The sequence below is a fragment of the Pseudomonas sp. TE3-3-F2023 genome (assembly GCF_036784815.1).
Classification (GTDB): Bacteria; Pseudomonadota; Gammaproteobacteria; order Pseudomonadales; family Pseudomonadaceae; genus Aquipseudomonas; species Aquipseudomonas pudica.
In genome coordinates this window covers 4958463-4981523 of the sequence record NZ_CP145113.1, presented here as the reverse complement: position 1 = coordinate 4981523, position 23061 = coordinate 4958463, and the positions used below count along the sequence as shown (strand labels likewise).

General features: G+C 62.4%; 20 protein-coding genes. 15 read left to right on the top strand and 5 right to left on the bottom strand.

What is annotated here, in order from left to right:
- Positions 1-40: 40 nt before the first annotated feature.
- From V3314_RS22930 to phhA, 3 genes are all read right to left on the bottom strand, one after another.
- Positions 41-169, bottom strand: coding sequence for a hypothetical protein (locus V3314_RS22930; protein WP_015271274.1), 129 nt, complete (start codon positions 167-169; stop codon positions 41-43).
- A gap of 190 nt (positions 170-359) precedes the next feature.
- Complete coding sequence (locus tag V3314_RS22925; RefSeq protein ID WP_008096719.1) at positions 360-716, bottom strand: 4a-hydroxytetrahydrobiopterin dehydratase; 357 nt, start codon at positions 714-716, stop codon at positions 360-362.
- 39 nt (positions 717-755) lie between these two features.
- Positions 756-1544 carry a phenylalanine 4-monooxygenase gene (gene phhA / locus V3314_RS22920; protein ID WP_003260109.1) on the bottom strand — a complete coding sequence of 263 codons (789 nt, stop codon included), beginning with the start codon at positions 1542-1544 and terminating at the stop codon, positions 756-758.
- A 256-nt stretch (positions 1545-1800) separates the two neighbouring features.
- Between phhA and V3314_RS22915 the strand changes: the two genes are divergently transcribed.
- Positions 1801-3360, top strand: a complete 1560-nt coding sequence (locus tag V3314_RS22915; protein WP_025340129.1) for a sigma-54-dependent phenylalanine hydroxylase transcriptional regulator PhhR — start codon at positions 1801-1803, stop codon at positions 3358-3360.
- Positions 3361-3513: 153 nt separating this feature from the next.
- On the opposite strand, the gene V3314_RS22910 is transcribed toward V3314_RS22915, so the two are convergent.
- A complete protein-coding gene (locus V3314_RS22910; RefSeq protein WP_003260110.1) occupies positions 3514-3768 on the bottom strand; it encodes a DUF2790 domain-containing protein in 255 nt (84 codons plus the stop codon).
- A gap of 398 nt (positions 3769-4166) precedes the next feature.
- Here V3314_RS22910 and acs point away from each other — a divergent pair, with 398 nt between their 5' ends.
- From acs to astE, 13 genes are all read left to right on the top strand, one after another.
- A complete protein-coding gene (gene acs, locus V3314_RS22905) occupies positions 4167-6128 on the top strand; it encodes an acetate--CoA ligase (RefSeq protein WP_015271271.1) in 1962 nt (653 codons plus the stop codon).
- A 612-nt stretch (positions 6129-6740) separates the two neighbouring features.
- Complete coding sequence (locus V3314_RS22900) at positions 6741-7526, top strand: ABC transporter substrate-binding protein (RefSeq protein ID WP_046614631.1); 786 nt, start codon at positions 6741-6743, stop codon at positions 7524-7526.
- 88 nt (positions 7527-7614) lie between these two features.
- On the top strand, positions 7615-8304 hold the full coding sequence (locus V3314_RS22895; protein ID WP_003260113.1) for an ABC transporter permease: 690 nt from the start codon (positions 7615-7617) through the stop codon (positions 8302-8304).
- Complete coding sequence (locus V3314_RS22890) at positions 8301-8999, top strand: ABC transporter permease (protein WP_046614630.1); 699 nt, start codon at positions 8301-8303, stop codon at positions 8997-8999. The genes V3314_RS22895 and V3314_RS22890 overlap by 4 nt, the downstream gene beginning before the upstream one ends.
- A gap of 22 nt (positions 9000-9021) precedes the next feature.
- Positions 9022-9786 carry an ABC transporter ATP-binding protein gene (locus tag V3314_RS22885; RefSeq protein WP_025340127.1) on the top strand — a complete coding sequence of 255 codons (765 nt, stop codon included), beginning with the start codon at positions 9022-9024 and terminating at the stop codon, positions 9784-9786.
- A 98-nt stretch (positions 9787-9884) separates the two neighbouring features.
- Positions 9885-10865: a transcriptional regulator ArgR gene (gene argR, locus V3314_RS22880; RefSeq protein ID WP_046614629.1), complete on the top strand. Its 981-nt coding sequence runs from the start codon at positions 9885-9887 to the stop codon at positions 10863-10865.
- A 338-nt stretch (positions 10866-11203) separates the two neighbouring features.
- Positions 11204-12424 carry an aspartate aminotransferase family protein gene (locus V3314_RS22875; RefSeq protein WP_046614628.1) on the top strand — a complete coding sequence of 407 codons (1221 nt, stop codon included), beginning with the start codon at positions 11204-11206 and terminating at the stop codon, positions 12422-12424.
- A 147-nt stretch (positions 12425-12571) separates the two neighbouring features.
- Positions 12572-13591 (top strand): arginine/ornithine succinyltransferase subunit alpha, encoded by a 1020-nt coding sequence (gene aruF, locus V3314_RS22870; protein ID WP_085601600.1) that lies wholly within the window; start codon positions 12572-12574, stop codon positions 13589-13591.
- Between the two features lie 78 nt (positions 13592-13669).
- Complete coding sequence (gene astA / locus V3314_RS22865; protein ID WP_013973651.1) at positions 13670-14698, top strand: arginine N-succinyltransferase; 1029 nt, start codon at positions 13670-13672, stop codon at positions 14696-14698.
- Positions 14699-16162 (top strand): succinylglutamate-semialdehyde dehydrogenase, encoded by a 1464-nt coding sequence (gene astD / locus V3314_RS22860; protein ID WP_046614626.1) that lies wholly within the window; start codon positions 14699-14701, stop codon positions 16160-16162.
- A gap of 23 nt (positions 16163-16185) precedes the next feature.
- Complete coding sequence (gene astB, locus V3314_RS22855; RefSeq protein WP_046614625.1) at positions 16186-17535, top strand: N-succinylarginine dihydrolase; 1350 nt, start codon at positions 16186-16188, stop codon at positions 17533-17535.
- 14 nt (positions 17536-17549) lie between these two features.
- On the top strand, positions 17550-17840 hold the full coding sequence (locus tag V3314_RS22850; RefSeq protein ID WP_003256592.1) for a topoisomerase II: 291 nt from the start codon (positions 17550-17552) through the stop codon (positions 17838-17840).
- A gap of 10 nt (positions 17841-17850) precedes the next feature.
- Positions 17851-18858: a succinylglutamate desuccinylase gene (gene astE, locus V3314_RS22845; protein ID WP_135001536.1), complete on the top strand. Its 1008-nt coding sequence runs from the start codon at positions 17851-17853 to the stop codon at positions 18856-18858.
- A gap of 21 nt (positions 18859-18879) precedes the next feature.
- On the opposite strand, the gene V3314_RS22840 is transcribed toward astE, so the two are convergent.
- On the bottom strand, positions 18880-20157 hold the full coding sequence (locus V3314_RS22840; protein WP_338459670.1) for a M91 family zinc metallopeptidase: 1278 nt from the start codon (positions 20155-20157) through the stop codon (positions 18880-18882).
- A 265-nt stretch (positions 20158-20422) separates the two neighbouring features.
- Here V3314_RS22840 and alaS point away from each other — a divergent pair, with 265 nt between their 5' ends.
- The gene (gene alaS, locus V3314_RS22835) at positions 20423-23047 is read left to right on the top strand and encodes an alanine--tRNA ligase (RefSeq protein ID WP_046614622.1); all 2625 of its coding nucleotides are present in this window, start codon (positions 20423-20425) and stop codon (positions 23045-23047) included.
- Positions 23048-23061: the final 14 nt, after the last annotated feature.

The following is a 23061-nucleotide window of genomic DNA, read 5'->3' as shown; positions in this document are numbered from 1 at the left end:
CCGCAGGTCAGCCGTTTTCACACAGTCGGGGGATGCGCGGTTATTCCTGGTCAGCGCTGGATTGATCGTCACCATCCTGCTCGACGGCAGCTGCCGGTTCGGCGTGAACGGTCACGGTTGGCTCTTCTGGGTTCAGGCTTGGGAAGGGAAGATTCGGGATTTCATGCATCTCGTCGTTCCTCGCAAGTGTGAGTGAAAAGTCTGCGCCAGGCGCGTTTGAAGCTTTGCAAAGCTGGGGCAGGATACACAAGTCTGGATGACAGTTTGGATTTTTTAGCGGTCGCTTGTCGGTTTTGCGGGCGAACAGCGGACATGTTTTCCATAAAAAATGGGGCCATCGGGCCCCATTCTTTCAGTGCTTACTTGCGGCCTTCAGCCGTCTCCGCCACCTTGTCGGTGCGTGCGCACATGATGAAGTCATTGCGGTGCAGGCCTTTGATCGAGTGGCTCCACCAGGTCACGGTGACCTTGCCCCACTCGGTCAGCAGGCCCGGATGGTGGCCTTCGGCTTCGGCGATCTCGCCCACGGCATTGGTGAACGCCAGGGCGTGCTTGAAGTTCTTGAACAGGAACACGCGCTCCAGCTCCATGTGGCCGTCACGTACTTCGATGTTCCAGTCCGGGATTTCGCGAATCAGCTCGGCCAGCTCGTCGTCGGTGACCTTCGGTGCGTCGGCGCGGCAGGCTTCGCAATGGGCTTGGTTCAAGGCATTCATGTGGTGTTTTCCGGTTCGAGTTGTTATCGGCAAGGTCGCTCAGGCAGCGACCTTGGGTGGAAACTTCGGTGCGTGCAGGCCCAGCTGCATGGCTTTGTGAACCATGCCCATGATGTCTTCGTGGGCCAGGTCGAACAGGCGCTTCATGTTCGGCAGTACGAAATACAACGGCTGCAGTATGTCGATACGGTACGGTGTGCGCATGGCTTCGATCGGGTCGAAGGCCTGGTGCTCGGGTTCGCCAGACAGACTGTAGACGGTCTCCTTTGGTGACGAGAGGATGCCGCCGCCATAGATCTTGCGGCCCTGCGCGGTTTCCATCAGGCCGAACTCGATGGTCATCCAGTACAGGCGCGCCAGGTACACGCGTTGTTCCTTGGTCGCGGCCAGGCCGAGCTTGCCGTAGGTATGGGTGAATTCGGCGAACCAGGGGTTGGTCAGCAGCGGGCAGTGGCCGAAGATCTCGTGGAAGATATCGGGCTCTTGCAGGTAGTCGAGCTCTTCCGGGGTACGGATGAAGGTGGCCACCGGGAAGCGCTTGCTCGCCAGCAGTTCGAAGAAGGTCTGGAAGGGGATCAGCGCCGGGACTCGGGCAACCTGCCAACCGGTGGTGGCGCCCAGCACCTTGTTGATCTCGCCCAGTTGCGGAATACGGTCATGAGGCAGCTTGAGCTGGTCGATGCCGTCCAGGTATTCCTGGCACGCGCGGCCTTCGATCACTTTCAGCTGACGGGTGATCAGGGTGTTCCATACCGCATGCTCTTGCTGCGGGTAATCGATAAAACCATGCGCATCGGGCTCGCGTGCCACGTATTGCGTCTGTTTCATGTGGCTCTCCTGGTGAGGGCTTTTCTTGTTATGTGCAGGACATGCCTTAGGAATATCCCTTCACCGGCCGCTTTGCACGAGGTGGACCAGTGGGTTGGGCTGGCTTTGGGCAATGTTTTCGTAACGATAATTTTACAAAAAGGCGCAAGTGTCGGAAAATCCGAGGCATCTGGCCGAAGCTTCGGCTGGTTTTGTCAGCTTATCTTTACGACTTTTCCGCGCGGTGTTGAAAAACATTGGCGCTTCGAGAGCCCTCATGCGTATCAAAGTGCATTGCCAGAACCGTATTGGCATCCTGCGCGACATCCTCAACCTGCTGGTGGAGTACGGCATCAACGTGCTGCGCGGCGAGGTGGGTGGTGACCATGGCAACGCCATCTACCTGCATTGTCCGAACCTGATCAATTTGCAGTTCCAGGCGCTGCGGCCGAAGTTCGAGGCGATTGCCGGGGTATTCGGTGTCAAGCGCGTGGGGCTGATGCCCAGCGAGCGCCGGCACATGGAGCTGAATGCGCTGCTGGGGGCGCTGGACTTCCCGGTGCTGTCGATCGACATGGGCGGCAGCATCGTTGCCGCCAACCGTGCTGCTGCGCAGCTGCTGGGGGTGCGTGTGGACGAAGTGCCGGGCATGCCGCTGGCGCGCTATGTGGAGGACTTCGACCTGCCAGAGCTGGTGCGCGCCAACAAGTCTCGCATCAACGGCCTGCGCATCAAGGTCAAGGGCGATGTGTTCCTGGCCGATATCGCGCCGCTGCAGTCCGAGCACGACGACAGCGAGGCGCTGGCTGGCGCGGTGTTGACCCTGCACCGCGCCGACCGTATCGGTGAGCGCATCTATAACGTACGCAAGCAGGAGCTGCGCGGTTTCGACAGTATCTTCCAGAGTTCGCGGGTGATGGCTGCGGTGGTACGCGAGGCGCGGCGCATGGCGCCGCTGGATGCACCATTGCTGATCGAGGGCGAGACCGGCACCGGCAAGGAGTTGCTGGCGCGTGCCTGCCATTTGGCCAGCCCGCGCGGCCAGTCGCCGCTGATGGCGCTCAACTGCGCCGGGTTGCCCGAATCGATGGCCGAGACCGAGCTGTTCGGTTACGGCCCCGGGGCATTCGAAGGGGCGCGGGCCGAGGGCAAGCTGGGGCTGCTGGAGCTGACCGCCGGCGGCACGCTTTTCCTTGACGGGGTAGGGGAGATGAGCCCGCGTCTGCAGGTGAAGCTGCTGCGTTTTCTGCAGGATGGCTGCTTCCGTCGTGTCGGCAGCGATGAAGAGGTGTACCTGGATGTGCGGGTGATCTGCGCGACCCAGGTGGATTTGTCCGAATTGTGTGCCCGTGGCGAGTTTCGCCAGGACCTGTATCACCGGCTCAATGTGTTGTCACTGCACATTCCGCCATTGCGCGAATGCATGGATGGCCTGGAAGGGCTGGTGCAGCACTTTCTTGACCAGGCCAGCCGACAGATCGGCTGCGCCATGCCGCGCCTGGCGCCGGCGGCAATGGACAAACTCGGGCAGTATCATTGGCCGGGTAATGTAAGGCAGTTGGAAAACGTGTTGTTCCAGGCGGTATCGTTATGCGAAGGCGGCGTGGTCAAAAGTGAACATATACGTTTGCCGGATTACGGTGTGCGCCAACCGCTGGGTGAGTTTTCGCTGGACGGGGATCTTTCGCAGATTGTCGGGCGCTTTGAAAAAGCGGTGCTGGAAAGTTTGATGGGGGAATTCCCCAGTAGTCGGGCTTTAGGTAAAAGACTGGGTGTTTCGCATACGACTATTGCCAACAAGTTGAGGGATTATTCACTTGGCAAGTCTGCAGATTAATCCGCCTTTATAAAAGGCGGGACTGCTGCGCAGTCCTTTCGCGACACAAGGCCGCTCCTACAGGTACTGCGCAATGTTTGAAGCCTGCGCAGTACCTGTAGGAGCGGCCTTGTGTCGCGAAAGGGGCCCGCAGGGCCCCCAATTCACAAGGTGTCAGCCGTTCGAGCAGCCGTTCCCCATCACGCGGTATTCGAGAATGTGCTTCTGGCCCTTGGAGTCCTCGTAGGTCATGCGGGCTGGCACGACTTCGCACACATTGGGCACTTCGCTCATGGAAATGACGCGGGCAATGTCCAGGTGCTGCGAGTAACTGTACTGTTCAACCGGAATCTGCTCGGCATCTTTGGCTTCGCCGGCCATCGCCGCGCCGCAAAGACTGCCAAGTACCAATACCAGTAAAGCTTTCATTTTCAATTTACCTGTCTAAGGTCGTGAGGGGGCACGCGGCGCTTATGGCGCCGCGAGTATTGCTAGTTTCAACTATCGGGTTTGGATGGGGATTAACGCTTGCCTTCGTGGGGGCTGTTACCAGTTGTTAATCGCCTTGCCGTTGCTGGCGAGGTGAATTTTATGGCTGCCGCCAAGACTGAAACAGTGGGTCTTTTGATAAAGTGTTTTGACAGAATCTGTAACAATCCTCTGATAAACCGCCCCCGTATTTTCTCGTCTGGGCTGTAAGGTGCGTGCCAGAGCGCTTTGTCGGGACGGGCGTACCAAATTACTACCAACGTCGAATGGCTTTTGTCGCTCTGGTACAGTTACAAACGGTTCCATACAAAAACAACTATTACACCGAGGTAACACAGATGAGTGCGGCTCCACTGTATCCCGTTCGTCCCGAGGTTGCGGCCACCACCCTGACCGACGAGGCCACTTACAAGGCCATGTACCAGCAATCGGTGATCAACCCGGACGGCTTCTGGCGCGAGCAGGCCCAGCGCATCGACTGGATCAAGCCGTTCACCAAGGTCAAGCAGACCTCCTTCGACGACCACCACGTCGATATCAAATGGTTCGCCGACGGCACTCTGAACGTTTCCTCCAATTGCCTGGACCGCCACCTTGAAGAGCGCGGCGACCAGCTGGCCATCATCTGGGAAGGCGACGACCCTTCCGAGCACCGCAACATCACCTACCGCGAACTGCACGAGCAGGTCTGCAAGTTCGCCAACGCCCTGCGTGGCCAGGACGTGCACCGTGGTGACGTGGTCACCATCTATATGCCAATGATCCCCGAGGCCGTGGTCGCCATGCTGGCCTGTGCCCGTATCGGTGCGATCCATTCGGTGGTGTTCGGCGGCTTCTCGCCCGAGGCGCTTGCCGGCCGTATCATCGACTGCAAGTCCAAGGTCGTGATTACCGCCGACGAAGGCGTGCGCGGTGGCCGGCGTACCCCGCTCAAGGCCAACGTCGACCTGGCGCTGACCAACCCTGAAACCAACAGCGTGCAGAAGATCATCGTGTGCAAGCGCACCGGCGGCGACATTGCCTGGCACCAGCACCGCGATATCTGGTACGAAGACCTGATGAAGGTCGCCTCCAGCCACTGTGCACCGAAAGAGATGGGTGCCGAGGAAGCGCTGTTCATCCTTTATACCTCCGGCTCCACCGGCAAGCCGAAGGGCGTGCTGCACACCACTGGCGGCTACCTGGTATACGCCGCGCTGACCCATGAGCGCGTGTTCGACTATCGCCCGGGCGAGGTGTACTGGTGCACCGCCGACGTGGGTTGGGTCACTGGCCACAGCTACATCGTCTACGGCCCGCTGGCCAACGGTGCCACCACCCTGCTGTTCGAAGGCGTGCCGAACTATCCCGACATCACCCGTGTGTCGAAGATCGTCGACAAGCACAAGGTCAACATCCTTTACACCGCGCCAACCGCCATCCGCGCGATGATGGCCGAAGGGCAGGCTGCTGTTGAAGGTGCCGATGGCTCCAGCTTGCGCCTGCTGGGCTCGGTGGGTGAGCCGATCAACCCCGAAGCCTGGAACTGGTACTACAAGACCGTGGGCAAGGAGCGTTGCCCGATCGTCGACACCTGGTGGCAGACCGAGACCGGCGGCATCCTGATCAGCCCGCTGCCGGGCGCTACCGGCCTCAAGCCGGGCTCGGCAACCCGCCCGTTCTTCGGCGTTGTGCCGGCGCTGGTGGACAACCTGGGCAACCTGATCGAGGGCGCTGCCGAAGGCAACCTGGTGATCCTCGATTCCTGGCCGGGCCAGTCGCGTTCGCTGTACGGCGACCACGACCGTTTCGTCGATACCTACTTCAAGACCTTCCGTGGCATGTACTTCACTGGTGACGGTGCGCGCCGCGACGAGGATGGCTACTACTGGATCACCGGCCGCGTGGATGACGTGCTGAACGTGTCCGGTCACCGCATGGGTACTGCCGAGATCGAAAGTGCCATGGTGGCGCATGCGAAAGTTGCCGAGGCCGCGGTGGTGGGTGTACCGCACGACATCAAGGGGCAGGGCATCTATGTGTATGTCACCCTCAACGCCGGTATCGAGGCCAGCGAGCAGCTGCGCCTGGAGCTGAAGAACTGGGTGCGCAAGGAAATCGGCCCGATCGCCTCGCCGGATGTGATCCAGTGGGCGCCGGGGCTGCCGAAGACACGGTCGGGCAAGATCATGCGCCGCATCCTGCGCAAGATTGCCACGGGTGAGTACGATGCCCTGGGTGATATCTCGACCCTGGCCGACCCGGGCGTGGTGCAGCACCTGATCGATACGCACAAGGCCATGAGCCTGGCTTCGGCCTGATAGAGGGCTGGTGCACGCTGAAGGCTTTGTGCGATCCCTGTGGGAGCGGCTTTAGCCGCGGAGAGCCCAGCGCGGTGGATGGCACCGGCGTTGCCGGTGTTCGCGGCTGAAGCCGCTCCCACAGGGTAAGGCGTGTGCTGTACCAATAAAACCCCGCCCGGGAAACCGGCGGGGTTTTTGCTTTACTGTTACCCGACATTCATCGGTAACTATTCTGTCACCGGCGCCGCACAAGATCGGGGCGCCAGGAAACAATTCCGGCCTGTTTCGGTGCGTTTTCACAGCCTTTTTTTGCAACGCAGCACGCTGCACTTGCCGTAATACAAGGCTTTGCCAATAATAGGCCCGGGAATTGCTAGTGCTATAGGTTCTATTTCTTGCGCTCTTGCATATTTTGCAATGGCTGTCAACATCGCCCGCTTCGGTTTCAAGCGCTTCTGTAAGTAGTTGTCGCTTTGAAGAAATATCGACTACCGGGCTGTCGTTAAAATGCCACTCACTCGCTCGTGGTCTGCGACCTTGGTCGAACCCTGCGCGGCTCGCGTTGTACCCATTCGCATATCGGGCAGCCGTTACCTGCCTTGTATTGCCCAGTACCGATGGAGTTACCTGATGAAGAAGCTCGCACTGCTTGGCGCCCTGGCGCTGTCCGTGTTTTCCCTGGTGTCGCAGGCCGATGAAAAACCGCTGAAAATCGGCATCGAAGCCGCCTATCCACCCTTCGCCTTCAAGCAGCCAGACGGCAGCATTGCCGGTTTTGACTACGACATCGGCAACGCCCTGTGTGAAGAGATGAAGGCCAAGTGCACCTGGGTAGAGCAGGAGTTCGACGGCCTGATCCCAGCGCTGAAAGTGCGCAAGATCGACGCCATTCTGTCGTCCATGTCGATCACCGACGACCGCAAGAAATCGGTCGATTTCACCAAGCGCTACTACCTGACCCCGGCGCGCCTGGTGATGAAGGAAGGTACCGCCGTCAGCGACAGCCTGGATGAGCTCAAGGGCAAGAAGATTGGTGTGCAGCGCGGCTCGATCCACGACCGCTTCGCCAAGGAAGTGCTGGGCGCCAAAGGTGCCACCGTGGTCCCTTACGGCACCCAGAACGAAATCTACCTGGACGTGGCGGCTGGCCGCCTCGATGGCACCGTGGCTGACGCCACCCTGCTGGAAGACGGCTTCCTCAAGACCGACGCCGGCAAGGGCTTCGCCTTCGTTGGCCCATCCTTCACCGACGCCAAGTACTTCGGTGACGGCATCGGTATCGCCGTGCGCAAGGGTGACAAGGCCAACGTCGACCGCATCAACGCGGCGATCGATGCCATCCGTGCAAACGGCAAGTACAAAGAAATCGAGAAGAAGTACTTCAACTTCGACATCTACGGTCCAGACTCGAACTAAGGCGTCGGGTTTCACCTGTGCAATGGTGCAAACAGCAGAAGCTCTGAGGTTTGCACCATTTTTCATTCTCTAGGTCGAGGACCTCATCATGTTGAAAGGCTACGGGGCAGTCATCCTCGACGGGGCGTGGCTGACGCTTCAGCTCGCCCTGTCGTCGATGGCCCTGGCCATCGTGCTCGGCCTGATCGGTGTGGCGCTGCGCTTGTCGCCGGTGCGCTGGCTGGCCTGGCTGGGCGATCTGTATTCCACGGTGATTCGTGGTATTCCGGACCTGGTCCTGATCCTGCTGATCTTCTACGGCGGGCAGGACATCATCAATCGGGTTGCGCCGCTGCTCGGTTATGAAGACTACATCGACCTGAATCCGCTGATCGCGGGTATCGGTACCCTGGGCTTCATCTTTGGTGCTTATCTTTCGGAAACCTTCCGCGGTGCATTCCTCGGTATCCCGAAAGGCCAGGCCGAAGCGGGCGTGGCGTATGGCATGAGCAACCGCCAGGTGTTCTTCCGCATCCAGGTGCCGCAAATGATTCGCCTGGCGATCCCGGGCTTCACCAACAACTGGCTGGTGCTGACCAAGGCCACCGCGCTGATTTCAGTAGTGGGCCTGCAGGACATGATGTTCAAGGCCAAGCAGGCGGCCGACGCCACCCGCGAGCCTTTCACCTTCTTCCTGGCGGTGGCGGCCCTGTACCTGGTGCTGACCAGCATCTCGCTGCTGGCCCTGAAGTATCTCGAGCGCCGCTACTCGGTGGGCGTCAAGGTGGCTGAACTATGATCTTCGACTACAACGTCGTCTGGGAGGCACTGCCGATGTACTTCGGCGGCCTGCTGACCACCCTCAAGCTGCTGGCGATTTCGCTGTTCTTCGGGCTGCTGGCGGCCATTCCGCTGGGCCTGATGCGGGTGTCCAGGCTGCCAGCGGTCAACCTCGTGGCGTGGCTGTACACCTACGTGATCCGCGGCACGCCGATGCTGGTGCAGCTGTTTCTGATCTACTACGGCCTGGCGCAGTTCGAGGCGGTGCGCGAAAGCTTCCTGTGGCCGCTGCTGTCCAGCGCTACCTTCTGTGCCTGCCTGGCGTTCGGCATCAACACCAGTGCCTATACCGCCGAAATCATCGCCGGCAGCCTCAAGGCCACGCCCCATGGCGAAATCGAGGCGGCAAAGGCCATGGGCATGTCGCGCATGAAGATGTACCGGCGCATTCTGCTGCCGTCGGCCCTGCGCCGGGCGCTGCCGCAGTACAGCAACGAAGTGATCATGATGCTGCAGACCACCAGCCTGGCGTCGATCGTCACCCTGATCGACATCACTGGCGCTGCGCGCACGGTCAATGCGCAGTACTACCTGCCTTTCGAGGCCTATATCACGGCGGGCGTGTTCTACCTGTGCCTGACCTTCATCCTGGTGCGCCTGTTCAAGATGGCCGAACGCCGCTGGCTCGGCTACCTGGCGCCGCGCAAGCACTGACCGCTTTGTGAGAATCGACAGCATGTACAAACTCGAAGTCCAAGACCTGCACAAGCGCTACGGCAGCCATGAAGTGCTCAAGGGCGTGTCCCTGTCGGCCAAGGCAGGCGATGTCATCAGCATCATCGGCTCCAGCGGTTCGGGCAAGTCGACCTTCCTGCGCTGCATCAACCTGCTGGAGCAGCCGCACGCCGGCAAGATCCTGCTCAACAACGAAGAGTTGAAGCTGGTACCGGGCAAGGACGGCGCGCTCAAGGCCGCCGACCCGCGTCAGCTGCAGCGCATGCGCTCGCGCCTGTCGATGGTTTTCCAGCACTTCAACCTGTGGTCGCACATGACAGCGCTGGAAAACATCATCGAAGCGCCGGTGCACGTGCTGGGCGTGAACCGCAAGGAAGCCCTGGAAAAGGCCGAGCACTACCTGGCCAAGGTGGGTGTCGCTCATCGCAAGGACGCCTTCCCGGGGCACATGTCCGGCGGCGAGCAGCAGCGTGTGGCAATTGCCCGGGCGCTGGCCATGGAGCCGGAGGTCATGCTGTTCGACGAGCCGACCTCGGCGCTGGATCCGGAATTGGTGGGCGATGTGCTCAAGGTGATGCAGGCGCTGGCCCAGGAAGGCCGCACCATGGTGGTGGTTACCCACGAGATGGGCTTTGCCCGTGAAGTGTCCAACCAGCTGGTGTTCCTGCACAAGGGCCTGGTGGAGGAAACCGGCTGCCCGCGCGAAGTGCTTGCCAACCCGCAGTCGGAGCGCCTGAAGCAGTTCCTCTCCGGCAGCCTGAAGTAAAAACTGCAATTTTGCACCAGAATAGGGCATGCTGCGCGGCGAGCGCAGCCTGACCCGGCGCACAGACTCGAACGACCTCAGGTTTCGGACCGCACCCTATGACCACCCAGCGAATCGGTTTTCTCATCTGGCCCAGCACCAGGCCCTTGACCCTGGCGCTGGCCGAGGAAGTGTTGCAGGTGGCGCAGCGGGTGCACCCGGAGGTGGCCTACGAGCTGGTCTTCCTGCAGGCGGAGCCGGCGCAAGAGGGTAGCTGGCGCTTGCCGGGCGACCCGTGGAACGGTCGCCTTGAGGGGTGCCACAAGCTGTTTCTTTTGGCTGACCAGCAGCCGTCGGCGGTGGGGGCGGCGTTGTCGGCGGCGCTCAAGCAGTTGGCGCGCAGTGGCTGCATGATCGGTGGCCTGTCGGCCGGGGTCTACCCTCTGGCGATGCTGGGCCTGCTCGACGGTTACCGGGCTGCGGTGCACTGGCGCTGGCAGGATGATTTTGCCGAGCGCTTCCCCAAGGTGATCGCCACCAGCCACCTGTTCGACTGGGACCGAGATCGCCTGACCGCTTGTGGCGGCATGGCCGTGACCGACCTGCTGCTGGCGGTGCTGGCTCGTGACCATGGAGCGGAGTTGGCCGGAGCGGTGTCGGAGGAGCTGGTGGTCGAGCGCATCCGCGAGGGTGGCGAGCGCCAGCGCATTCCGTTGCAGAACCGCCTGGGCTCCAGCCATCCCAAGCTGACCCAGGCGGTGCTGCTGATGGAGGCCAACATTGAAGAGCCACTGACCACCGACGAAATTGCCCAGCACGTGTGCGTTTCGCGCCGGCAACTGGAGCGTATCTTCAAACAGTACCTCAACCGCGTGCCGAGCCAGTACTACCTGGAGCTGCGCCTGAACAAGGCGCGGCAGATGCTGATGCAGACCAGCAAGTCGATCATCCAGATCGGGCTGTCCTGCGGCTTTTCCTCAGGGCCGCATTTTTCCAGTGCCTACCGCAACTTCTTTGGCGCAACGCCGCGGGAGGATCGCAACCAGCGGCGTAGCAGCAGCCCGTTCGAACTGAGCTCGGCGCCTGCCGAAAAAGGCTGATTGCCCTGTAGTCTTGGCCCTATCGCTGGCAAGCCAGCTCCCACAGAATCACCACAGGCCTTGATGGTTACGGGGCACTTGTGGGAGCGGGCGAGCCCGCGAATCGGCCGGTACAGGCAACCACGCTTCTATATGTGTACACCCGTTCACCCAGCCCCCTCTCTCCCGTACACTGCGCGATTGCGACAGTGTTTGTCGCATTGCCGAAAGCCTTGTCAAAACTGGGTTTTGCGCTGTAACAAGTTGTCGCTTGGCCGCAAGGACAGGCGCGGATCAGTCCTTACAATCCCCCCATCGCTCGCCACTTCCAGGCCAGCGTTCCTCTTCAGGAGACTCAGATGTCCGTTGAGCAAGCCCCGGTGCAACGTGCCGATTTCGACCAGGTCATGGTCCCCAACTATTCTCCGGCGGCCTTCATTCCTGTGCGAGGCGAGGGTTCCCGCGTCTGGGACCAGTCGGGTCGCGAATTGATCGACTTTGCCGGTGGCATCGCGGTCAACGCCCTGGGCCACTGCCACCCGGCACTGGTCAAGGCCCTGACCGAGCAGGCCAACACCCTCTGGCATGTATCCAACGTGTTCACCAACGAGCCGGCCCTGCGCCTGGCCCACAAGCTGGTGGACGCAACCTTTGCCGACCGAGCGTTCTTCTGCAACTCCGGCGCCGAGTCCAACGAGGCCGCCTTCAAGCTGGCCCGTCGCGTTGCGCACGACCGCTTCGGCCCGGAAAAGCACGAAATCATCGCCACCGTGAACAGCTTCCACGGCCGTACCCTGTTTACCGTCAGCGTCGGTGGCCAGCCGAAGTACTCCGATGGCTTCGGCCCGAAGATCACCGGCATCAGCCATGTGCCGTACAACGACCTGGAAGCGCTGAAGGCACAGATTTCCGACAAGACCTGCGCCGTGGTGATCGAGCCGATCCAGGGCGAGAGCGGCGTGGTGCCGGCCGACAAGGCCTACCTGGAAGGCGCGCGCAAACTGTGTGACGAACACAACGCCCTGCTGATCTTCGACGAAGTGCAGACCGGCGTTGGCCGTACCGGTTCGCTGTATGCCTACCAGCACTACGGCGTTACCCCGGACATCCTGACCAGCGCCAAGAGCCTGGGCGGCGGTTTCCCTATCGGTGCCATGCTGACCACCACCGAGCTGGCCAAGCACCTGGCCGTCGGCACCCACGGCACTACCTACGGCGGCAACCCGCTGGGTTGCGCTGTCGCCTGCGCGGTGCTGGACGTGGTCAACACCCCGCAAACCCTGGCCGGCATCAAGGCCAAGCATGAGCGCTTCAAGGTCCGCCTGGAGCAGATCGGCCAGAAGTACAACCTGTTCAGCCAGGTGCGTGGCGTTGGCCTGCTGCTGGGCTGCGTGCTGACCGAGGCCTGGAAAGGCAAGGCCAAGGACGTGCTCAACGCCGCCGAGAAAGAAGGCGTGATGGTGCTGCAGGCCGGCCCGGACGTGGTCCGATTCGCGCCTAGCCTGGTGGTTGAAGACGCCGACATCGACGAAGGCCTGGACCGCTTCGAGCGCGCCGTGGCCACCCTGACCAAGGGCTGATCCGCCTGCAGTCCCTTCACCGGCCCTGGCCCAGGCTCAACCCGAGTCTGCACCGGGCCGGTGATACCCGATTCCAGTGCAGGTGCCGGTGCACCTGCCGTTTTCCCGTGCTGCCGTGAGCGGCCCGTATTCCAAAGGAGTGACACCATGCTGGTGATGCGCCCCGCGCAAATGGCTGATCTGAACGAAGTGCAGCGCATGGCTGCAGACAGCCCCATTGGTGTCACCTCGCTGCCGGACGACACCGCTCGCCTGGGCGACAAGATCGCCGCATCCGAGACTTCCTTCGCCGCCGAGGTCAGCTTCAACGGTGAAGAAAGCTACTTCTTCGTGCTCGAGGACAGCGAAACCGGCAAGCTGGCCGGTTGCTCGGCCATCGTAGCTTCGGCCGGCTACTCCGAGCCGTTCTACAGCTTTCGTAACGAGACCTTCGTGCACGCCTCGCGCGAGCTGAAGATCCATAACAAGATCCACGTGTTGTCGCTGTGCCATGACCTGACCGGCAACAGCCTGCTGACCAGCTTCTATGTGCTGCCGGAACTGGTGAACAGTGGCTGGGCCGAGCTCAATTCACGTGGCCGCCTGCTGTTCATGGCCGCTCACCCGGAGCGTTTCGCCGACTCGGTGGTGACCGAGATCGTCGGCTACAGCGACGAGCAGGGTGAGTCGCCGTTCTGGGATGCCATCGGCCGCAACTTCTTCGACCTCAATTACGCCGACGCCGAGCGCCTGTGCGGCCTTAAAAGCCGCACCTTCCTCGCCGAACTGATGCCGCACTACCCGATATACGTGCCGCTGCTGCCTGACCTGGCTCAGGAAGCCATGGGCCAGGTACATCCGAGGGCGCAGATTACCTTCGACATCCTCATGCGCGAAGGCTTCGAGACCGAGCACTACATCGACATCTTCGATGGTGGCCCGACCTTGCATGCGCGTACCTCGGGCATACGCTCGATCGCCCAGAGCCGGGTGGTGCCGGTGAAGCTCGAGGACACCCCGGTCAAGGGCGGGCGCCCGTACCTGGTGTGCAACGGCCAGTTGCAGGACTACCGCGCTGTACTGCTGGACCTGGACTGGGTGCCGGGCAAACCCGTCAGCCTGAGCCCTGCAGCCGCCGAGGCGCTGGGGGTGGGCGAGGGGGCCAGCGTGCGTCTGGTTGCGGTCTGAGGTCTGGCGACAGACGTTTCGGGATTGATGCGTTAGAAGAGTTTCGCGCCGGCCGCCGCCGCCGCAAAAGGAGATAGCATGATCGTTCGTCCTGTACGCAGCAGCGATTTGCCTGCGTTGATCGAATTGGCACGCAGCACCGGTACCACCGGGCTGACCACGCTGCCGGCCAACGAAGAGCGCCTGGGGCATCGTGTTGGCTGGGCGGAAAAGAGCTTCCGTGGCGAAGCCGAGCGTGGCGACACCGACTACCTGTTCGTGCTGGAAAACGACGAAGGCATGGTGGTGGGCATCAGTGCCATCGCCGGTGCCGTCGGCCTGCGCGAACCTTGGTACAACTACCGGGTCGGCCTGACCGTCAGCGCCTCGCAGGAGCTGAAGATCTACCGCGAAATCCCCACCCTGTTCCTGGCCAACGACCTGACCGGCAACTCCGAGCTGTGCTCGCTGTTCCTGCGCAGCGACTATCGCTCCGGCCTCAACGGCCGCCTGCTGTCGCGGGCGCGCATGCTGTTCATCGCCGAGTTCCCCGAGCTGTTCGGCAAGAAGATCATCGCCGAAATGCGCGGCATGTCCGACGAGCAGGGCCGCTCGCCGTTCTGGGAAAGCCTGGGCCGGCACTTCTTCAAGATGGAGTTCAGCCAGGCCGACTATCTCACCGGCGTGGGCAACAAGTCGTTCATTGCCGAACTGATGCCGAAGTTCCCGTTGTACACCTGCTTCCTCTCCGAAGCGGCGCGCAACGTGATCGGTCGCGTGCACAAGGACACCGAGCCGGCGCTGGCCATGCTCAAGCAGGAAGGCTTCAACTATCAGGGCTACGTCGACATCTTCGATGCCGGCCCCGCCATCGAGTGCGACACCTCCAGGATACGCGCCGTGCGCGAAAGCCAGACCCTGGTGCTGGCGGTGGGCACGCCGGGCGATGACGCGACGCCTTACATCATCCACAACCGCAAACGCGACGACTGCCGCATAACGGCCGCACCTGCGCGGCTGGCTGCCGGTACCCTGGTGGTCGACCCTCTGACCGCCAAGCGCCTGCGCATGGGTGCCGGCGACAACGTGCGCGCCGTGCCGCTGTCGGCAAGCCGGGAGGCCCAGTAAATGACCACGCATTACATCGCAGGCAATTGGCAGGTTGGCCAGGGTGAAACCCTGCAGTCGCTCAACCCGGTGACGCAAGCCGTCGTCTGGGAGGGGCAGGGAGCTGACGCCGGCCAGGTGGATGCCGCCGTGCAGGCTGCGCGACAGGCCTTCCCGGCCTGGGCGCAATTGAGCCTGGAAGCGCGTATCGATGTGCTGGAGAAGTTTGCCACGCAACTGAAAGCGCATGCCGAAGCCATGGCCCAGTGCATCGGCGAGGAAACCGGCAAGCCTCTGTGGGAGTCGGCGACCGAAGTCACCAGCATGATCAACAAGGTCGCGATCTCGGTGCAGAGCTACCGCGAGCGCACCGGCGAGAAGAGTGGCCCGCTGGCCGATGCCACGGCCGTGCTGCGGCACAAGCCCCACGGTGTGGTGGCGGTGTTCGGCCCGTACAACTTCCCCGGCCACCTGCCCAACGGCCATATCGTGCCGGCGCTGCTGGCGGGCAACTGCGTGGTGTTCAAACCCAGCGAGCTGACGCCCAAGGTCGCTGAGCTGACCGTCAATTGCTGGATTGCCGCCGGGCTGCCGGCGGGGGTGCTCAACCTGGTGCAGGGCGCGCGCGAAACCGGTGTGGCGCTGGCCGCCAACCCGGGGATCGACGGCCTGTTCTTCACCGGTTCCAGCCGCACCGGCAACCTGCTGCACCAGCAGTTCGCCGGCCGCCCGGACAAGATCCTGGCCCTGGAAATGGGCGGCAACAACCCGCTGGTGGTGGATGAGGTCAAGGACCTGGATGCGGCGGTGTATACCATTATCCAGTCGGCGTTCATTTCCGCCGGCCAGCGCTGCACCTGCGCCCGTCGTCTGCTGGTGCCGCAAGGCGCCTGGGGCGATGCGCTGATCGCGCGGCTGGTCGAGGTGAGCCGATCCATCACGGTCGGCGCGTTCGATCAGCAGCCTGCGCCGTTCATGGGCTCGGTGATTTCACTGCAGGCAGCGCGAGCGCTGATTGCAGCCCAGGCCGAACTGGTCGCCAAGGGTGCCGTTAAGCTGCTGGAAATGACCCAGCCACAGGCCGATGCCGCGCTGCTGACCCCGGGCATTGTCGATGTTACCGCTGTGGCCGAGCGCCCGGACGAAGAGTTCTTCGGCCCGCTGCTGCAGGTGATCCGCTATGCCGACTTCGATGCCGCCATCGATGAGGCCAACAACACCCAGTACGGCCTGGCCGCCGGCTTGCTGTCCGACTCCCGCGCCCGTTACCAGTACTTCTGGCTTCGCAGCCGCGCAGGCATCGTCAACTGGAACAAGCAATTGACCGGTGCCGCCAGCAGTGCACCGTTCGGCGGCGTGGGCGCCAGTGGCAACCACCGCGCCAGCGCCTATTACGCGGCGGACTACTGCGCTTACCCCGTGGCTTCGCTGGAGACCGCCAGCCTTGCCTTGCCGGCGACCCTGACGCCGGGCATCACCCTATAACAACAGGTCACGGAGCCTAGCCGATGAAATCCTACGAAGTGAATTTTGATGGCCTGGTGGGGCCTACCCACAACTATGGCGGCCTGTCCTACGGCAACGTGGCTTCGCAGAGCAACAGCCAGCAGGGGTCCAACCCGCGCGAAGCCGCGCGCCAGGGCCTGGCGAAGATGAAAGCGCTGGCCGACATGGGCTTCAAGCAGGGCGTGCTGGCGCCGCAGGAGCGCCCGGACGTGGCCGCACTGCGCCGCCTGGGCTTCGGCGGCAGCGACGCCGAAGTGATCCAGCGCGCCGCCAGGGAGGCCATGCCATTGCTGGTGGCCAGCTGCTCGGCCTCGAGCATGTGGGTAGCCAACGCTGCCACAGTCAGCCCCAGTGCCGACACCGCCGATGGCCGCGTGCACTTCACCGCTGCCAACCTCAACTGCAAGTACCACCGCAGCATCGAGCACCCAACCACCAGCCGCGTGCTGGGTGCCATGTTCAGCGATGACAAGCACTTTGCCCACCACGAGGCACTGCCTGCCGTGGCGCAGTTCGGTGACGAGGGTGCGGCCAACCACACGCGCTTCTGCCGTGCGTATGGCGAGGCCGGCGTGGAGTTCTTCGTCTACGGCCGCAGCGCCTTCGACAGCCGCTACCCGGCGCCGCAGAAGTACCCGGCCCGGCAAACCCTGGAAGCCTCACAGGCCGTGGCCCGGCTGCATGGCCTGCGCGATGACGGCGTGGTCTACGCTCAACAGAACCCGGCCGTGATCGACCAGGGCGTGTTCCACAACGATGTGATTGCGGTGGGCAACGGCGAGGTGCTGTTCTATCACGAGGACGCTTTCCTCGACACTGACGCGGTACTTGGCCAGCTGCGAGCTAAACTGGCCAGCAAGGGTGGCAACTTCCAGGCCATCTGCGTGCCACGGGCAGCGGTGACGGTGGAGGACGCGGTGCGTTCCTATCTGTTCAACAGCCAGCTGCTCAGCCGCGACGACGGCTCCATGCTGTTGGTGGTGCCGGAAGAGTGCCGCAACAACGAGCGGGTCTGGGCCTACCTGGGCCAGTTGACCAGCCAGGGCGGCGCGGTGAAAGAGGTCAAGGTATTCGACCTCAAGCAGAGCATGCAGAACGGCGGTGGGCCGGCTTGCCTGCGTTTGCGCGTGGCGTTGAAGGAAACGGAACTGGCAGCGGTCAACCAAGGCGTTATCATGACCGCCTCGCTGTACGACACCCTGCTGCTGTGGGTCGACAAGCATTACCGCGATCGCCTTGGCGAGGCGGACCTGGCCGACCCGCAATTGCTGGTGGAATGCCGTACGGCACTGGACGAATTGACCCAGATCCTGAAGTTGGGCTCGGTGTATCCGTTCCAACGCCAACCTTGAAGAGAGACTTTGCAATGACCGACGCCCTGCGCCTTATCCTGGAAGATGAAGACGGCACCCAGCTGGAAACTTCCTGCACCCGCTTTGCCGTGGTCTGGCAAGGCAAGGAAGTGTGGATTCAGCAGGATGGTCGTGGCCAGCTGTTGATCGGCGTGGATGTCGAGGAAGACGACACCGAGTACGCCAACCTGCTGCTGCGCCCGATGGCCACCAACCTGGTCAGCCTGCAGCTGGAAATGGAACCGGCGGAGGTCGGCGAAGACGACGATCACGTCCATGGCCCCGACTGCGGCCACCACCACTAAGGAAGTACCTATGCTCGCCCTTGGCAAATTGCTTGAGCTGACCCTCACCGATCACGAACCGGCCGAGAAGACCCAAGTGACAACCAAGGGCGCGCGTTTGCGCTGGCTGGGGGAGGGCGCGCTCGAAGTGCGCCCGGCCGAAAACGAGGATTGCGGGCTGGATTTGCTGTTGTCCGCCGGCATCCATGGCAACGAAACGGCACCGATCGAGTTGCTCGAGCGGCTGCTGCATGGCGTGGCCAACGGCAAGATCATACCCAAGGCCCGGGTGCTGTTCCTGTTCGGCAACCCGGCAGCTATCCGCAAGGGCGAGCGCTTCATCGAGCAGGACATCAACCGCCTGTTCAACGGCCGCCACGAGCTGTCCAGTGGCTTCGAGGCATTGCGTGCCGCCGAGCTTGAACAGTTCGCCCGGGTGTTCTTCAGCAAGCCGGGGCGCAGCCGCCTGCACTACGACCTGCATACCGCCATCCGTGGCTCGAAGATCGAGCAATTTGCCTTGTACCCTTATAAAGAGGGGCGCAAGCATTCCCGTCGCGAGCTGGTACGGCTGGCGGCGGCGGGCATGGAGGCAGTGTTGTTGCAGAGCAAGTCTTCCATCACCTTCAGCGCCTTCACCTACGAGCAGCTCGAGGCCGAGGCCTTTACCCTGGAGCTGGGCAAGGCTCGACCGTTCGGCCAGAACGAGCTGGTCAACCTGGACAAGCTGGAAGCGCGGCTGATCCACATCATCGAAGGCACCGAGCCGCAGGGCGAAAGCTCGCTGGATGGCCTGCAACTGTTCAGTGTCTCCCGCGAGATCATCAAGCACAGCGACAGTTTCCACCTGCACTTGCCGGCGGACATCGAGAACTTCTCCGAGCTGAGCAAGGGTTACCTGCTGGCCGAAGACCTGGCCGAGACGCGCTGGGTGGTCGAGGAGGAGGGCGCGCGCATCATTTTCCCCAATCCCAAGGTCAAGAATGGCCTCAGGGCGGGGATTCTGATCGTTCCTGACTCCGGCCAGCGACTGGGCTGAGCTGGCCCCGGTACCCTGGGCTCACGGCTGTGTGCGCAGTTCCAGTTGCAGCGCCTGGCGCAGCCCGTTTTCAGTGAAGGCGGGTGGGTTGGTGTTCAGGACGGTGCTGCCGCCAAATGTGAACTTGCAATCGGTGGGCAAGCCGATGCTCTGCAGCAGCAGGTTGTCCACCGGATAAGTGCCGTTTTTGCCTGTAACCTCGGTCTGGCCCGGAAAGACGGTGCCAGTCATCGAGTTCCAGCCTTGGCACAGACAGCGGTACAGGTCGAGTAGCGGCAGTTGCGCAGCGGTCGACCAGCCAGGGTTGTAGGCCAGGGTGCCGCCGCTGTAGCCCCAGCTACTCTGGTTTTCGTCGATGATGAAGTGGCCTTCGTCTTCATCTTCTTCGTCGTCACTGGGTGTATAGGTCGTGAATTGGTGTCTGGATGCTTCGATCAGGCTGATCGGGTTCCCGGATTGCCCGGCCTTTTTATCCAGGGCCGCCAGCAGCGCCTGGCCGCAGGGTAGTTTGCGCAGTAGCTCCATTGCATCCTCTGCCGCTTGCCTGAACGGGTCGCTACCCGTCACTCGCACACCGATATTGCCCAAGGTCTGATGCTCGGCCGTCACGGGCCGGGCCAGTCGTGCGTCGTTTTCGGCATCACGGTAGAGCTCGACCTTGGAGGACTCGCGGCCAAGCAGGCGATGCCCCGTGACGTCGACAACCGCGTTGCCCCTGTCGATGAGCACCGGGCCGCTACCGACCATGATCTGGTGCGTGCCGGTATGGGCATCGATGTGGACGATACCTGCGCCGGTCTCGATCCTGTTGCCGCTCCCTATCATGTCGATCAGTACCGTCTTCTTCACCTCCGGGGCGATGACGACGTGGTGATTGCCATCGGTGAGGCGAATGGCAATCGCTTGGGCTGCATGCGCGACGACCATGAATACCGCATCGTTGATGGTCACTTCCAGCAGGCATTCGCGAGGGGCAATACGTACGCGCTTTTGCTGCCCATCCGCGCGCAGCGCACGCGGGGCCACGTTGAAGACCAGCAGTTCGCTGTTCTGGGTGTAGCGGCGATAGCGTCGCCCCAGCGGGTAAGTGTGTTCCAGGGTGATTCGCACGTTGGGGTCAGCCTGGATGTACTTGACCTCGGTCTGCTGCTGGGGGTTGTCTTCATTGGGAAAGGCGGTCTGCGCGTAACCAGGTTCGCGAGCATCTATGTAGTAGATCGGGTTCGGATTGGCCAGGGTAGCCTCGTGAGGCAGTGGGTGTGGATCCGAGTGGAGTTTGGACAGGTTCAGCTCAGGCATGGAGTGCTCCGGCAGCGAAGGTGGGCCAGCAGGATCCCGTTCCGCTGCGCGGGTCAGGTGTTGCTTATGTACCGCATGGGCAGGCCTGCAGGTCCGCTTTGCCGCCTTGGGCGTGCTCATGAACGGCTTTTCATCCGCCGATTGCTGTTCTGGTGTACAAACACACTGTATCTCCCGTTCAGGCTGGCTATAATGGCGCCCTTTGCCGTCGTTTCGTCGATTCGACGTATTAGCCCAAACGGCCGCCGTTTCCGTGGAAGAACCTATGAAAAGCGCAGAAATCCGTGAAGCCTTCCTTCGCTTCTTCGAAGAGCAGGGACATACCCGAGTCGCCTCCAGTTCGCTGATCCCGAACAACGACCCGACCCTGTTGTTCACCAATGCCGGCATGAACCAGTTCAAGGACTGCTTCCTCGGTGCGGAGAAGCGTGCCTACACGCGTGCCGTCAGCAGCCAGAAGTGCGTGCGCGCCGGCGGCAAGCACAACGACCTGGAAAACGTCGGTTACACCGCGCGCCACCATACCTTCTTCGAAATGCTGGGCAACTTCAGCTTCGGTGACTATTTCAAGCGCGATGCCATTACCTTCGCCTGGACCTTCCTGACCTCGGAAAAATGGCTGAACCTGCCAAAGGAAAAGCTCTGGGTCACCGTCTACGCCACTGACGACGAAGCCTACGATATCTGGACCAAGGAAGTCGGCGTGCCGGCCGAGCGCATGGTGCGCATCGGCGACAACAAGGGCGCCCCGTACGCCTCCGACAACTTCTGGACCATGGGCGACACCGGCCCGTGCGGCCCGTGCACCGAGATCTTCTACGACCACGGCCCGGACATCTGGGGCGGCCCACCCGGTTCGCCGGAAGAAGACGGCGATCGCTACATCGAGATCTGGAACAACGTCTTCATGCAGTTCAACCGCACCGCCGATGGCGTGCTGCACCCGCTGCCTGCGCCGTCGGTGGACACTGGCATGGGCCTGGAGCGCGTCAGCGCCGTGCTGCAGCACGTGCACTCGAACTACGAGATCGACCTGTTCCAGAACCTGCTTTCCGCCGCGGCCAAGGCCATCGGTTGCAGCAATGAGGGGCAGGCCTCGCTGAAAGTGGTCGCCGACCACATCCGTTCGTGCGGCTTCCTGATCGCCGACGGCGTGCTGCCGTCCAACGAAGGCCGTGGCTACGTGCTGCGCCGCATCATTCGTCGCGCCTGCCGCCACGGTAACAAGCTGGGTGCCAAAGGCAGCTTCTTCTACCAGATCGTTGCCGCGCTGGTCGCCGAAATGGGCGAGGCCTTCCCGGAACTGAACAGCCAGCAGGCGCACATCGAGCGCGTGCTCAAGGCTGAAGAAGAACAGTTCGCCAAGACCCTGGAGCAAGGCCTGCGCATCCTCGAGCAGGATCTGGCCCAGCTGAAGGGCGACGTGGTGCCGGGCGACGTGGTGTTCAAGCTGTACGACACCTACGGCTTCCCGATGGACCTGACCGCCGACATTGCCCGCGAGCGCGAGCTGACCATCGACGAAGCCGGTTTCGAGCGCGAGATGGACGCCCAGCGTGAGCGTGCCCGTTCCGCCAGCGCCTTCGGCATGGATTACAACAGCCTGGTCAAGGTCGACAGCGCCACCGAGTTCCTCGGCTACGAGGCCACCGAAGGCCAAGGCAAGATCATCGCCCTGTACAAGGACGGCCAGGCCGTCGACCAGCTGGGTGAAGGCGAGCAGGGCGTGGTCGTGCTCGATCGCACGCCGTTCTACGCCGAATCCGGTGGCCAGGTGGGCGACACCGGCTACCTGCAGGCTGGCGCTGCGCGCTTCGATGTGCGCGACACTACCAAGACCGGTGGTGCCTTCCTGCACCATGGCGTGGTTGCCAGCGGCGCGCTGGTGATCGGTTCGCCGGTCGAGGCCAAGGTCGATGCCGAGGTGCAGCACGCCACCTCGCTGAACCACTCTGCCACCCACCTGCTGCACGAAGCGCTGCGCCAGGTACTGGGCGAGCACGTGCAGCAGAAAGGCTCGCTGGTCGACAGCCAGCGCCTGCGTTTCGACTTCAGCCACTTCGAAGCGGTGAAACCGGAGCAGATCAAGGCCCTGGAAGACATCGTCAACCGCGAAGTGCGCAAGAACACTGCGGTGGAAACCGAACTGACCGACATCGAAACCGCCAAGGCCAAGGGTGCCATGGCGCTGTTCGGCGAGAAGTACGGCGACACCGTGCGTGTGCTGAGCATGGGCGGCGATTTCTCGGTGGAGCTGTGCGGCGGTATCCACGCCAAGCGCACCGGTGACATCAGCCTGTTCAAGATCATCAGCGAAGGCGGCGTGGCCTCTGGCGTGCGCCGCATCGAAGCGGTCACCGGCGCTGCTGCGCTGGCCTACCTGAACGCTGCCGAAGAGCAGGTCAAGGAAGCCGCCCAGCTGGTGAAGGGTAACCGCGACAACCTGATCGACAAGCTGTCGGCTGTGCTCGAGCGCAACCGCCAGCTGGAGAAGCAGCTGGAACAGCTGCAGGCCAAGGCCGCCAGCGCCGCCGGGGATGATCTCTCCAACGCGGCCGTTGAGGTCAAGGGCGCCAAGGTGCTCGCCGCCCGCCTGGATGGGCAGGACGGCAAGGCCCTGCTGGCGCTGGTCGATCAGCTGAAGAACAAGCTCGGCCACGCAGTGATCCTGCTGGGCAGCGAGCATGAGGGCAAAGTCGTGCTGGTGGCCGGCGTGACCAAGGACCTCTCCAGCCAACTCAAGGCTGGCGATCTGATGAAACAAGCCGCTGCGGCGGTGGGTGGCAAGGGCGGTGGCCGTCCGGACATGGCCCAGGGTGGCGGCGTCGACGTCGCTGCACTGGACCAGGCCCTGGCGCTGGCCGTGCCATTCGCAGAGCAGGGACTTTGAGATGAAGGGGCCGG

Coding starts and splice junctions, on each gene's coding strand:
- V3314_RS22930 (WP_015271274.1), bottom strand. CDS start 169: ATGCATGAAATCCCGAATCTTCCCTTCCCAAGCCTGAACCCAGAAGAG.
- V3314_RS22925 (WP_008096719.1), bottom strand. CDS start 716: ATGAATGCCTTGAACCAAGCCCATTGCGAAGCCTGCCGCGCCGACGCA.
- phhA (WP_003260109.1), bottom strand. CDS start 1,544: ATGAAACAGACGCAATACGTGGCACGCGAGCCCGATGCGCATGGTTTT.
- V3314_RS22915 (WP_025340129.1), top strand. CDS start 1,801: ATGCGTATCAAAGTGCATTGCCAGAACCGTATTGGCATCCTGCGCGAC.
- V3314_RS22910 (WP_003260110.1), bottom strand. CDS start 3,768: ATGAAAGCTTTACTGGTATTGGTACTTGGCAGTCTTTGCGGCGCGGCG.
- acs (WP_015271271.1), top strand. CDS start 4,167: ATGAGTGCGGCTCCACTGTATCCCGTTCGTCCCGAGGTTGCGGCCACC.
- V3314_RS22900 (WP_046614631.1), top strand. CDS start 6,741: ATGAAGAAGCTCGCACTGCTTGGCGCCCTGGCGCTGTCCGTGTTTTCC.
- V3314_RS22895 (WP_003260113.1), top strand. CDS start 7,615: ATGTTGAAAGGCTACGGGGCAGTCATCCTCGACGGGGCGTGGCTGACG.
- V3314_RS22890 (WP_046614630.1), top strand. CDS start 8,301: ATGATCTTCGACTACAACGTCGTCTGGGAGGCACTGCCGATGTACTTC.
- V3314_RS22885 (WP_025340127.1), top strand. CDS start 9,022: ATGTACAAACTCGAAGTCCAAGACCTGCACAAGCGCTACGGCAGCCAT.
- argR (WP_046614629.1), top strand. CDS start 9,885: ATGACCACCCAGCGAATCGGTTTTCTCATCTGGCCCAGCACCAGGCCC.
- V3314_RS22875 (WP_046614628.1), top strand. CDS start 11,204: ATGTCCGTTGAGCAAGCCCCGGTGCAACGTGCCGATTTCGACCAGGTC.
- aruF (WP_085601600.1), top strand. CDS start 12,572: ATGCTGGTGATGCGCCCCGCGCAAATGGCTGATCTGAACGAAGTGCAG.
- astA (WP_013973651.1), top strand. CDS start 13,670: ATGATCGTTCGTCCTGTACGCAGCAGCGATTTGCCTGCGTTGATCGAA.
- astD (WP_046614626.1), top strand. CDS start 14,699: ATGACCACGCATTACATCGCAGGCAATTGGCAGGTTGGCCAGGGTGAA.
- astB (WP_046614625.1), top strand. CDS start 16,186: ATGAAATCCTACGAAGTGAATTTTGATGGCCTGGTGGGGCCTACCCAC.
- V3314_RS22850 (WP_003256592.1), top strand. CDS start 17,550: ATGACCGACGCCCTGCGCCTTATCCTGGAAGATGAAGACGGCACCCAG.
- astE (WP_135001536.1), top strand. CDS start 17,851: ATGCTCGCCCTTGGCAAATTGCTTGAGCTGACCCTCACCGATCACGAA.
- V3314_RS22840 (WP_338459670.1), bottom strand. CDS start 20,157: ATGCCTGAGCTGAACCTGTCCAAACTCCACTCGGATCCACACCCACTG.
- alaS (WP_046614622.1), top strand. CDS start 20,423: ATGAAAAGCGCAGAAATCCGTGAAGCCTTCCTTCGCTTCTTCGAAGAG.